Annotated in this window: 9 protein-coding genes; 1 reads left to right on the forward strand and 8 read right to left on the reverse strand. The window is 45.1% G+C overall.

Going from position 1 to position 12,454, the window contains the following annotated elements:
* Positions 1-113 precede the first annotated feature (113 nt).
* The 7 genes from BSQ33_RS02000 to BSQ33_RS02040 form a co-directional block, all read right to left on the reverse strand.
* Positions 114-827 carry a hypothetical protein gene (locus BSQ33_RS02000; protein WP_088133146.1) on the reverse strand — a complete coding sequence of 238 codons (714 nt, stop codon included), beginning with the start codon at positions 825-827 and terminating at the stop codon, positions 114-116.
* A 1,612-nt stretch (positions 828-2,439) separates the two neighbouring features.
* Positions 2,440-2,694, reverse strand: coding sequence for a bacteriocin immunity protein (locus BSQ33_RS02010; RefSeq protein WP_088133148.1), 255 nt, complete (start codon positions 2,692-2,694; stop codon positions 2,440-2,442).
* Between the two features lie 2 nt (positions 2,695-2,696).
* Positions 2,697-4,262 (reverse strand): S-type pyocin domain-containing protein, encoded by a 1,566-nt coding sequence (locus BSQ33_RS02015; protein WP_088133149.1) that lies wholly within the window; start codon positions 4,260-4,262, stop codon positions 2,697-2,699.
* 1,161 nt (positions 4,263-5,423) lie between these two features.
* A complete protein-coding gene (locus BSQ33_RS02025; RefSeq protein WP_088133151.1) occupies positions 5,424-5,888 on the reverse strand; it encodes an acyltransferase in 465 nt (154 codons plus the stop codon).
* 132 nt (positions 5,889-6,020) lie between these two features.
* A complete protein-coding gene (locus tag BSQ33_RS02030; protein WP_088133152.1) occupies positions 6,021-6,692 on the reverse strand; it encodes a hypothetical protein in 672 nt (223 codons plus the stop codon).
* 398 nt (positions 6,693-7,090) lie between these two features.
* A complete protein-coding gene (locus BSQ33_RS02035) occupies positions 7,091-9,019 on the reverse strand; it encodes a cellulose-binding domain-containing protein (protein WP_232471944.1) in 1,929 nt (642 codons plus the stop codon).
* Positions 9,020-9,355: 336 nt separating this feature from the next.
* Complete coding sequence (locus BSQ33_RS02040) at positions 9,356-10,555, reverse strand: helix-turn-helix domain-containing protein (protein ID WP_198298136.1); 1,200 nt, start codon at positions 10,553-10,555, stop codon at positions 9,356-9,358.
* Between the two features lie 306 nt (positions 10,556-10,861).
* On the opposite strand from BSQ33_RS02040, the gene BSQ33_RS02045 reads away from it, so the two are divergent.
* Positions 10,862-11,602, forward strand: a complete 741-nt coding sequence (locus BSQ33_RS02045) for an aspartate/glutamate racemase family protein (RefSeq protein ID WP_088133153.1) — start codon at positions 10,862-10,864, stop codon at positions 11,600-11,602.
* Here BSQ33_RS02045 and malG read toward each other — a convergent pair.
* Complete coding sequence (gene malG / locus BSQ33_RS02050; protein WP_021021919.1) at positions 11,564-12,454, reverse strand: maltose ABC transporter permease MalG; 891 nt, start codon at positions 12,452-12,454, stop codon at positions 11,564-11,566. The genes BSQ33_RS02045 and malG overlap by 39 nt on opposite strands.

Consider the following 12,454-nt stretch of genomic DNA (forward strand, 5'->3'; position numbering starts at 1 on the left):
CATTTAAGGTAACTCTTCCATTTCGATTGAAAATATAACGCACCACATAAACGGCGCGAGCTTGCAAGCGTCCGGCGACCGAAGGGAGCGAATTTGATGTGTTTGTTAGGTGACTATTCCTCAAACTCTGCATGATATGTCGGCAAAAACTTTTGTATTAGTTCTGGCACTTGGACTTGATTAAGATAATTATCTTGACAAAAGCAATGCCCGCATTCCCTCCAAGTCAAAATTTCTCGAAGCTGAGAATTTCTCTTCGTGGCTTTCTTTAAAGCCTTTCTTGACTCTTTCCGTAAACTAACGTCGTCATTTATTTTTACTTTCGGATTGTCAAGGATTATCTCGTCAAGGTAATCAAAGAGAATCGGCTTGGCTGGCTTCCTGACAGTAAACATCTTTCTTTGAATATCGTAATTATCCCATTCTTTAGCTAGCTGTTTGACACTTCGAAAATAGTTCTCTTCTGGCTTCGAATGCCTACCCCAATGTATTGGGTTGTCTTTAGTTACCCAAATCTCCAAGCTCTCATCAAGCAAGAGCTCCAATTTAAGCTTAAAGAGAACTGGTCCGTAGTGATTTTGTCTAGAAAAGTGCTTGTGCAAATCTTTTGTGTCTAGAAATATATCACCAAACACATCAAATAGTTTATCAATGTCGTCCGAAGTCTGAGGGGTTTGGTACAGGGATTGTTCTTCAATATCTTGCCTCGATAGAAGACCACCCTCTTGAATAAAAGTTATTGAGGTCGCTACTGTGTTTGCATGGAAAAGGTTTGACACCCTTCTGCGTTTCAACAATTCATATAGCTCTTCATTGTCCAGTTTCACTCAGAACCTCCTTGGTCACCTAACGCCTCAAACACCAGCTTGGTGAAGTTGGCGGCTTTTTTGGAACAAAAAAGGTGACAGCTTTACCAAGTCCGTGTGATTTGACTTGTTAGGCAATTCTTCATTCATAGGTGAGAGTGGTTATAGGCATTCAATAACCACCCTCGAATGGCCTACGTCGTTACTTGGCTTAGTGTAATTAGAATGCTTGCGAAGGTAACAGCAATACTAATAACACCTACAACAATACCTACCAAGGTTAGCAGCCTATCAACTTTCTTCTCTTTCGACATTTCTATCGTCCTCGAATAATCGAAGAAGACATCCCCAGAAAGGGCACGAAATGTGGGAACGTTTACAGGCATACATCAATATGATCAGGACGCGTACTGTATACCATATTAATACCTCCTATGCTTTTGTCGCCGTTCCAGAAGACACGTCTACCCATAGCGGGATTCTTTTGCCTAACAATTTATTATACAGAACCACTCTACAGGAATACTTCTGTATAACTTACTGACACTCGATGAAATTTCTGTCCTAATAGCATAAAAATACAGACAAAATGCCAGTAAAAAATAACATTACATCAGAAATCACAGCATTGTACTGTCTAATCTGCGCACGAATGATTCACCAGTGCTACCACCATTCGGAACATCTCGGATAAGCCCATCTGTTCGCGAATAAGCATCGAAACACCGTACATAGCATTGAATAAGTTACAGAAAATCGCCAGAAAAAATTGACATAAACATGACATTTTTTGATATGGATAAGGTTTGTACAAAATTGCAGCGTTTTAACAATCAGTGGAAATTGTGATGCGGTGGTTTGATGCCCGATAACGTTCCAGAGTTCAGTGATTCATTTAGCTTCAAAAAATGTTTCACCCAATTCAAATCAACCACCCAACAAAGAAAACCATTCCGGGAGAATGGTTAGGCTTTTCCGGGCAGGACGCCCGTAAAAGCTGGTTCTGAGCGACGCACGACCAAGCCAAACAAAAAGATGTTCTGGTTACTCTTGCATCTTGGCAAGAGTAACTGGCGCACAGAACACCGATGCCTCTGAAACCGAAAAACGAGATTGTGCGTCACAATTCGGTGCCGGAGGCTAGACTAATAAGACTTGTGATATAGGTGTTTGGGACGCAATCACATTCATTGATTTCATTAGCATTTTCGGATGCGCCCCAGATACTTTTTCACGGCAGAAAAAGTATCCCAAAATGCCTATGGTTTGAGTTCAGCGCACATAATCAGGGTCGCTTTTATTCGCTCCTGCTCACGAAAAGCTTAAAATTCATCCATGAATTTTACCCTGAATTCAGTAAATTATCTCTCTGTCTCTCTGCAAAGAAAATTAATGAAATCTGAATCATTAGGGAGAAAACCTCAGGACGAGGTTTTCAGGATTTTCCGGATAGGGACATCCGTAAAATCCGAGCCCGGACAGTACGTGACTCAGCCAAACAAAAAAGATCTTCTGGTTACGCTTGCATCTTGGCAAGAGTAACTGGCGCACAAGACACCAATGCCTCTGAAACCGCAGAAAGAAATTGTGCGTCAAATTTAGGATCCCAAGACTGGAAATTAAAAAGACCAAATCAATCGTTAAAGCATGGCAAGCCTTGCGAGGTTCTCCACTGTTTGACAATCTCAACAATACGCTCCGGTGTCGCATCTGCCGGATCATCTGGATAGTAAATCAGGTCTGAACCATCTGGATGCTCTGTTAAAGACTCAAATTGTTCCAGTAATTCATCAAGAACATCATCAGTTTCCGCAACGTTTTCTTTAAATATTTTCTCTACAAATTGAGTGAATTCCGACTCTGAAAACTCAGTAATAGCCTGTTTCATAATTAGTTACTCTTTCTATGTATATTTATATGATTTTTAGGTGAATTCACTCTGAGATTATCCATATCATAGACCTTGCCGCCATGCTGAATTTCTTCAATATGATGAAGCTCAAACGAATTACGTTTACCAACTTTATCTCTGGATCTTACTTTTGGTGCTTTACCAATTTCTATACGTGCTTGATTTTGCGGACTAAACTGTACTCGCAGTTCTGGGTCTTTAGATACTTCCGTCCAAAACGCTTTCCGGAACCCATCAAAACTACTGAACTCACGGCCTCTAAGCTGATCCGCAATTTGCGACGGCACCGGTACACCTAACTCTTTTCCGGCGGCTTCCAACCACAGGCCGGTGATATCTTCACCGTAGCCGGTCACGACGCCCGACTCGTTGCGAGCGCTTTCTTTGTAAACCACATACAACGGTGGTAACCCAGTTTCTGCCGGAAAGGTCAGAATATAGTCTTGCAGATCCGCATCAACAATTGGCGTGATGTAGGTGTTATCAAATTCTTGGCCTTGCTCCGCTTGCGGATGGATCCAGATATCGAATTTTTCCATCTCCGGAATGGGATTAATCAGAATCGGTTTGCCGCCGAAATCGCCGCTAATCGGCACCCACTCAATGGTGACATCCGGCTCTAACGCAACGACAAAGCGCTCACCGACCCGTTTGACCTCACGCTTAGGAATCATCGCGCCATTGACGTGATAGCCGTAAATCCGCCCTGCCATATTGAAACCCAAGCGGATATTGGTTTCAACCCTGTCTTTATTGAGCATATCGGCTGCACTGTAGAGCGTGCTGTCGGCTAATTTGTTGGGCACAAATGCGGCCAGCATTCCGGCTCGCCCGATAATTGTCATGGTCAGCCCCGGCAGTTCTGCCAGTGCCGCACCGCCAACACGTGTTAAAAAGGCTTGTTCAGAAGCAGCACGGATCCCCTGCCCGACGGCAATTGTATAAGCCGCATAATCCCCCAGCACAGAAAGCGACTCTCGTTGTGTACCGATGTCACACGTGCCTCTCGGCACCAGCGCGGATTTGGCGAAACGGGTGGGTTTGGCTGGCGGCTGGTTAAATGCGTTTTGCCATGCGGATGAAGACAATGGGATTTTATCCAGCGCCTGTAATCGCTCCTGACGTTGCCTGCTCAATCGCTCTTGTAAACTCAGCTTCAAAGGTTCGCGTTCGACATAAGGCTCGGTAGACACAGAAGCATTCACACTGCCAGAGTAAGATGAACCAATACCATGATTGACCAGCGCCACTCTGGCGGTATAAGCCTTGTAGGCCAGCCCGTCGAGCTGAGGCTCAGCCTCGGGATTGACCCGCCAGTATGAATTGCCCCATTCATCTTTATCCCGAATGAGTAACGGAATCGACGGTACATCCGTCAGTAATACCTGATGACCGCTGCGCAGCTGTTCGAGAAAATCAGCAAAGCGCATTCCTTCAGGCATCACAGATTTGATAGCCGATTCGCGCAGGGATGAAAAATCCCCTTCAACTTGAGCAAATTCGTAACTCATCAGGTGATAGATTTGAGTGATTTGATCGTTCATTAACGTTGTTGGTTAAGCCGTGATTGTTTTATCGATGAATGTTTCTTGATGCTCGTTTATTGATAGTTTTATTCTCATATGAATCAATAATTATACTCAATAGAGTTTATAAGTCATGTTTGAATTTGGTTTTCTGATAGGGAAAATGTGGTGTTTGGAATGGGGGTAACAGGGAGGCCCGCCTGAAATGATTAAATTGTGGTTTGGTATATGGAATGGTAATGCTGCGGTTTGGGACGCAATTACTTTTCTCGATCTCATTAGCATCTCCGACTGCGCCCCAGTTCCTTTTGATAGATGTCAAAAGGAACCAAAAACATCTTTTTTGGTTCAGTGCGTGTAATCAGGGTCGGATTGATTCGCATCCTGCTCAAGCAATCCTGAAAAATCGTCCATGATTTTTCACCCTGAGTTCAGTGACTAAATTGACTGTTTAAAAATGTTTCACCGCACGCAAATCAACCACTCAACCAAGAAAATCATTCATGGAAGAATGATTAAGCTTTTCCGGGCAGGACGCCCGTAAAAGCTGGTTCTGGACAACGTGTGACCAAGCCAAACAAGAAAGATTTTCTGGTTACTCTTGCATCTTGGCAAGAGTAACTGGCGCACAGAACACCGATGCCTCTGAAATTGAGGAACGGAATTGTGCGTCAAAATTTGGAGCCAGAGGCTGGGATATAAAAATTGAGGAAAGTGATTTGGTGCGCAATGAGTTTATTGATTTCTGCGGCATCTGATGTACGCGCCCCAGATACTTTTGGCGTTCCAAAAGTACCCAAAAGAACGCTTTAGTTCGTGGACGCTGGTCGGGCCGCTTTTATTCGCTCCTGCTCACGAAAAGCTTAAAATTCATCCATGAATTTTACCCTGAGAACATCGATCAATTTGGCTTCGCCTTAAAGAGATTTCACCCAATCCAAATCAACCACCCAACCAAGAAAACCATTCATGGAAGAATGGTTAAGCTTTTCCGAGCAGGACGCCCGTAAAAGCTGGTTCTGGACAACGTGCGACTCAGCCAAACAAAAAAGATCTTCTGGTTACTCTTGCATCTTGGCAAGAGTAACTGGCGCACAGAACACCGATGCCTCTGAAATTGAGGAACGGAATTGTGCGTCAAAATTCGGTGCCGGAGGTTAGGATGGGAAATATGGAAACTTACGGTAAATCTCTTAACTTTCTGGCCGGATTTCCCGCGTAAATCCCTTTCTCAATAATGTCCTTGGTCACCACACTCCCGGCACCAATCACAGCGCCACCACAAATATGAACAGGCAGCACGGTTGCATTCGACCCGATTGTCACGTTGTCTTCAATCACGGTACACCCCCAATTATCTGGGTTTGGATCTGGCTGGCCATTCTTAAAAAGGTCGTTAGCAAACATCACCCCATGCCCGACGAAACAGTCGTTGCCAATCGTGACGTACTCACAAATAAAAGTATGCGACTGTACTTTTGTCCGGGCACCAATGACTGCGTTCTTTTGTATTTCGACAAACGGCCCAACAAACACATCATCCTTGAGCTCACAGCCATAAATATTGGCAGGCTCAACAATCGTGACGTTTTCACCACAGGTTATATCTTTAATTTGAGTGTTTAAAGTTCGTGGGGTTGTCATTGTGTCTCCAAATTTGTGGGGCCGTTGTATAAAGCATTCTGAGCCGATGTTGTAACGACATACACCTAGGTGGTTTTTACTTTCCTGTTGGGAAACATACCAACTGCCTCGTGTTAAATATGCGTATTAATCTTATTTCTTTAATACTTCACTGTTTATAATTGCCACCAATTCATTAGAACTAATTCCGACTCGAAATGGCGCTGGTATGTTCAACAATATTGCTGACGGATCATCTCCTGTTTGCTGTCTAACAAATGCCATCTGTTCAGCTATTTCATCAAATGATTCTCGACTATCTAAAAGATAAAGCAGGCTGTCTAGGCCAAAATCAATACCGCCCTCCTTGCCAATATTCAACGTCCGTTTCAGTAGTTTTATGAAAATACGAGAAAACAATCCGACATCTGATGTGTAATTGTCTATCCCTTTGACAATAAAAACAGTTTCATCTGTTTTGCCACCATCATGACTAGTGGTATTGATCCATGCAGGACCAATAGCGTGCCAAGGCAAAGTTATTCCTATTGAGGATAACCAAAGGCCATTTTCTGAAAATTCAACAAGACCTTTATCCCTTCCGCGAAACAACACACTGACAAACAGAGCAAGAGCAAAACCAGAAAAGACCATCCCGAGAATCCCAATGAGGTTCATTTTAATATCATTATCGCGTAGTGCCTGAAAGCAGCATAATATAAGAAACAACCCGCCCCCCCAGACTAAAAGATGCATTTTTAAAGTCGGCTTAAGTGCTATCGGTTTAGATAAACCATTTTTTTTATACTGTTCATATGGATTCATAATTTTTCTACCAAACAAAAATTACAGAGTTTTCGCCTAATCCTGAGTATAGAGCTCAGTTTTAAAAATAGATTGCGCTATATTTATCGCACCTAAATCATTGATTTTTAATATTATCAATTACAATAATTATTACAAGACCATTATTTCTCAAAATATCGATACCTCTGAAACCGAGGAACAAATTGTGCGTCAAACTTCGGAGGCGGGGAATATATAATTGAGGTGTAGCAGTTTAGTGCGTAATTGATTCCATTTCACAAACTGGCCTTATTACATAATACAAAACTAAGAGGCGGCTGGTGCACAGCGTAAGCCGTTCCAGCCGCAGTCGTATCTTATATGGTACACACCGTTCTCATGGCAGCGGTGTTAGTTTTGCATTCTGGTGCGGGTCATCAGTCACAATCGCCAATCAACGTCCAGGATGCATCACTGCCCGGAATGCTGTTGGTGTACCAGTTGGCTTGATACAGCTTGTTTTGATAAACCATTTGGTCCCCAGCGTTAGCGTGATTATAGCCACTACCGGGCCAGTCACTAGCCGGCCAGTTGGGGTAAACATGAATACCGTTGCAACTGTTGCCCGAAGGGTTATCCGATGCACCGATCTCGATATCACCCGCAGCCGTTAATAGTGTAATAAAGTCCAGTTTGGCACCATCTTCGCGACGTTCGATACGCAATGTATGGTCGCCTGCCGCAAGGTTATCGAAAGTCCCCAGTGTGAAAGTGTTCCAGCCACTGGTTTGTTTGTTGTTTTGAGTGAGCCAGTCGCCATCATCCAGTTTGAAATAAAACGAGTCATCGTTGGCGTTTGGCAGGTTGGCGCGGATCTGCAGTTGGACAGCTGTCGACTGCGATAAGCTAAAGGGGATTAAAACTTGGCCACTTGCATCATCCGATGCCGAATTCAGGAATTGATCACCGTTATTGGGCCAGACAATATACTGCGCTCCGGCATCTGATAACACAGAAAACGGCGCGAATTGTTCTTGGCTCGACAAGCTTTCCAGTTCGACTTGAGCGGAGGAACCTTCGGAGCCGAAACCCTGCCCGTTAATCGTAACTCGGTAACCATAAAGCGGATTAAAAACATCAACGGGTACAGTGAGCGAACCGTTAAACACAGTTTCTACCGATTGCATCGCGGTAACAGGCCCGGCAACAGGTGTATCTTTATTTGCCCAGGCAACATATTCCACTGTCACATCGACAGTATCACCAAAACTGGCTGGGATATGGTTGAATACAACATTCGCAGTACCGGTAAAGTTACCGCCGAGACAGATACTGGCGGAACCGGACTGGGTGTCTAAGTTGGCGAAGCCATCCAAACCATCACCATTTTGACGGGGCGGTGTAACATTGAGCATGTTGCCTGTCATATCCCCATACCATTTGTACAGCCACCAGCCACCACCGCGTTGGTTATTGGCCGTTAGCAGGCTACCAAGTCTGCCTGGCAGGTTGGTGAACCACCAAGAGATATTTGCCGATTCCACCCGATTGCGCTCGAATTTTGCGATAAATGGTACGGATACCCCCGGCGCACCTTCATATTTGTGCGTGTCATGAGAATATTCGTTGATACTGATGGGACGGGGCGAAATACCCAACGCCCTTTCCCGGGCGCGGTAGTCGGCAATATTTGCTGTGATATTGTCTGAACCACCCAGTTCGTGCCAGCTGATCACATCGGGCAGGCAGTTGTTTGCAACGCAGTATTCGAGAAACGCCTGAATATATGAGGCATGATACCAAGCCGCTGATGGACCGATGATGCGTTCACCGGGATCCTGACGGCGAATCAGGTCATAGGTGGGCTTCCACAGAGATGATTTGAAGTTTCCGTTCGCATCGTCATCCCAGGTAATATTGGGTTCATTGAAAATTTCATAACCGTAGTAATTATCTCTTCCTGAGGCACGTTTGTCTGCGATAACCGAGCGAACTCTCGCAGACCAATGTGACCAGCCCGACCACTGATAAGGCCAGCCGGGCAGTAAATCCGCCAAACGGACCGTCACTTCGGCGGTGGTATTCGCTAATCTTTTCGACACGGGGATAGCAGCGCCAATCGGCTGTTGGTACCCCGCCCCACTTCTGGCGGGTTGCGTATACATTCTGGGATGAAGCGGCGCGACATCGCCATTAATGTCCGTGGGTAAACTATCCGTGATACCGTAAAGTGCGCCAGATGCAGCGTGTGTCACGGGACCAATCGGATCTGACATGTCGACAGTGAGTGTTTCATTTTGTGCGTGAACACTCGTACAAAATAACAACAGCGCACCGCACAAAGCCGAAAATCGTTTTTTGATCATCGTTTTGAATCCTTGACTAGGTTGAGGTAAGTACCGACATTCTTTTGAAATGGCGTGTTTCATCAGAAAAACATGCAGGAAGAACTTTCTCTTTATTGCTATGGTCGAGCACAGACTCGCCTATCCATGCTCACATACTGAGAAAGCCATTGTTTAAGATGCTGGAGAATAAGAAAATAAACAAAAAAGGTTTAAATGTTTGTAATCCAAATCGTTAAATACTTTTTTTAAATCGTTAAAGTTTATGAAATAAATTGCATCCTAATCCTTGAGATCCTCGCCAGTACGCTTGGGAGAATCGCGACACTCAAAGGCCACATTTTGTGGCACAGATCACTAACACTCCTCCTTAGCGTCTTTAAAGCGGTTCTGCCTGAATGTTTTGGGTGCGCAACCGTACTCCTTTTTAAACAACATATTAAAGTAAGTCACATTGGCATAACCCACACCAAGAGCGATTTGCTTGATGCTAAGATGTTGCTCTTCAATCAGTAGTCGTGAGGCCTCTGCCAGACGAAGTTTATTCACGTATGCGGTAAAAGTGAGACTGAATTCAGCTTTTAAGAGCTTATTAATTTTTGAGCGGGTTGTTCCCAGAGTAGCGGCGGCGCTTTCAATATTGATCGCTGGGTTGATGTACTCAACAGCAATATGGGAGAGAAGCGCCGACTTCGGATCGTCAGGTTGCTGTTTGACCGACAACTGCTGATAAGCAATAAAGGGACGCTTGGTATTCACTTGTTCTTTTGCACGACATATTTTTTCCTGTACATATAATTTCATTAAAAAATATGCCAAGACTAACCAAGCAACGACGATAATCGCGACACTTCCCCACACATAGCTGACGTTCTCCGCAACCAGTACCAAATCAGATATTTCAATTTTCGAGTGGCTTCCTCTTGGGCTCTGGAGCGAGTTATTAATGGAAAAACCATGCGTCCTTCGTAAATCTGCAGTGCGATCTGTATACGCCAGACCATAGCGCTCAAGCCACCAGTCAGCGGAATCCAGATCGTTTAATTTGAACGATATTTTACGGCTTTTCTTATTGCAGGTTAGAAAATCGAGGCTAACGCGATAGGTTTCTGGTTTTCCAAGTTTTGTCACATGGTCGACATAAGTATAGAGCGCAAAAACAAGAATATTTTCAGGCTCACATTGAATACGAAAACTGATTCTGGAATAAGAACTGAGGTCGATCAGGTCACTCACATCTTGTGGGTCGGCAAGATTGATAATAAAAGAGGTATAGGGATATTTTTCCTCCGTAGAAACCCAAAAATCAAAGGTGATGGGCTGCGACGTTTCTCCACTGTTGAACACCACAACCTTGTCGTCTTGCTGCTGATCTGGCGGCTCAGTCCTGTAAAACCAGTTGATATCACTATGCTTCTGCGGCAAAAAAGCGGTTTCATGGGTAGAAATTAGCACCCCTGCGTATAGCAAAATAGCGGATAGGACAAGGAGAACAGCAACACAAAGTAACGCTTTGCGATAAAATAATGTCATTCTTTTGATATTCTTTTTATCCATTAATGAATGTCTGATATATAAAAACATGCGAACCGGAAATAGCAGACGTCGCCCCATAACTCTGGGTATTTAAATCCAAACAGTATGACGTCAAAGCTGCAATACTGTTTAATTCAGTCAAAGGTTACCCCATGTCGCTATATATTATCCGTTAATAGCGTTTGATTTTTCAGTAGCCGTTCTACTGTCTGCCGTCGGTATTTAAATCACCACCAATCATAAATTCCATTTGAAATTGTATACAATCTGCATCATGCTCTGAAACTTGTCATCATCCAAACTTTTACTCATGGAGAGATTAAAACAATGCGGATTCTCGTTGTTAACCCGAATACGACAGCCAGTATGACCGAAAAAGCCTGTCTTGCTGCCCGGCAAGTTGCCTCTGAGGGGACTGAAATTATCGCCGTGACCTCGGCACACGGGCCGGTTTCAATTGAAGGATATTATGATGAGGCACTGGCTGTCCCCGGGATGCTTCAGGCCATTCAGGCCCATGAGAATTTCGATGCCGTAGTGATTGCCTGTTTTGATGACACGGGTCTGGACGCCGCTCGCTGTATCACCGATAAACCGGTGATTGGCATTGGTGAAGCGGGTTATCGGGTTGCTTCAATGCTCGCCAACAAATTCAGCGTCGTCACAACCCTCGCCCGCTCTGTACCTGCGTTGGAACACAATTTATTGCGTTATGGGATGGAAAGACAATGTATCCGCGTGCGTTCTTCTGAAATCCCGGTGCTTGAATTAGAACGCAACGGCTCAGATGCGATGCAGAAAATCGGCCAGGAAATTGAGCAAGCGATTGTCGAAGATCGGGCGGAAGCCATTGTCCTTGGTTGTGCCGGGATGGTTGATCTGGCGGAAAAACTATCGGCTCAGTTTGCCATCCCGGTGCTCGATGGGGTCACGTGTGCCGTGTCGCTGTGTGAAAGTCTGGTCAGACTCCGGGTTAAAACCTCGCGTCAGGGCGGCTATGCGCCGCCACCGACGGAGAAAATGGCAGCATCAGCCCTTCACGCCACCAGCCGTCAGACCACCGACTAACCAGCGTTGCGCTAACAAGAACACCAGGGTGATCGGCAGTGCCGATAATACCGCTGCCGCAGCAAAATCGCCCCACAAGTAGTTTTGCGGATAAAGGTACTGTTGCATTCCGACCGCCAACGTGTACTGGTTAATATCAGACAGGAGCAGAGATGCCACCGGAACTTCACCGACTGCGGCAATAAACGACAGAATGAAAACCACAGCAAGAATCGGCACGGACAGCGGTAACAGCACCAAACGGAAGGCTTGCCACGGGGTTGCACCGTCCAGTGCGGCAGCCTCTTCCAGCGAGCCATCAATGGTTTCAAAATAACCTTTGATGGTCCATACATGGAGCGCAATTCCCCCCAGATAAGATAAGATCAGCCCACCGTGGGTGTTCAATCCGAGGAAAGGAATATACTGGCCTAACTTATCAAACAGGGCGTAAATCGCCACCAGCGCCAGCACTGCCGGAAACATCTGGAAGATCATCATGGCCTTTAAGATGAGACTTTTTCCCCCGAATTTCATCCGTGCAAACGCGTATGCCGATGTGGTGGATAAGGCGACGATCAACACCGAGGAGATCGTCGCAACCTTGACCGAATTCCACAGCCAGGTCAAAACCGGAAATGGCGGTGGGGTCACACTCCCGTCAGCATGAGTGACGGCAAATCCCAATGCTAATTTCCAATGCTCCCAAGACGGATGTTCCGGAATGATGCTCCCAGTGGCAAAGTTGCCTTCCCGTAATGAGATTGCCACGATCATCAGCATCGGAAAAATAATCAGTGAGAGAAAGAACCATAGACCAATATGGGTTGCCCAGACTCGGTATTTCAAACTTTTTCCTTGAACCATTGCCAT

The sequence above is a fragment of the Vibrio gazogenes genome (assembly GCF_002196515.1).
GTDB classification, from domain to species: Bacteria; Pseudomonadota; Gammaproteobacteria; order Enterobacterales; family Vibrionaceae; genus Vibrio; species Vibrio gazogenes_A.

Coding starts and splice junctions, on each gene's coding strand:
- BSQ33_RS02010 (WP_088133148.1), bottom strand. CDS start 2,694: ATGAAACAGGCTATTACTGAGTTTTCAGAGTCGGAATTCACTCAATTT.
- BSQ33_RS02045 (WP_088133153.1), top strand. CDS start 10,862: ATGCGGATTCTCGTTGTTAACCCGAATACGACAGCCAGTATGACCGAA.
- BSQ33_RS02035 (WP_232471944.1), bottom strand. CDS start 9,019: ATGATCAAAAAACGATTTTCGGCTTTGTGCGGTGCGCTGTTGTTATTT.
- BSQ33_RS02030 (WP_088133152.1), bottom strand. CDS start 6,692: ATGAATCCATATGAACAGTATAAAAAAAATGGTTTATCTAAACCGATA.
- BSQ33_RS02040 (WP_198298136.1), bottom strand. CDS start 10,555: ATGGATAAAAAGAATATCAAAAGAATGACATTATTTTATCGCAAAGCG.
- BSQ33_RS02025 (WP_088133151.1), bottom strand. CDS start 5,888: ATGACAACCCCACGAACTTTAAACACTCAAATTAAAGATATAACCTGT.
- malG (WP_021021919.1), bottom strand. CDS start 12,454: ATGGCAATGGTTCAAGGAAAAAGTTTGAAATACCGAGTCTGGGCAACC.
- BSQ33_RS02015 (WP_088133149.1), bottom strand. CDS start 4,262: ATGAACGATCAAATCACTCAAATCTATCACCTGATGAGTTACGAATTT.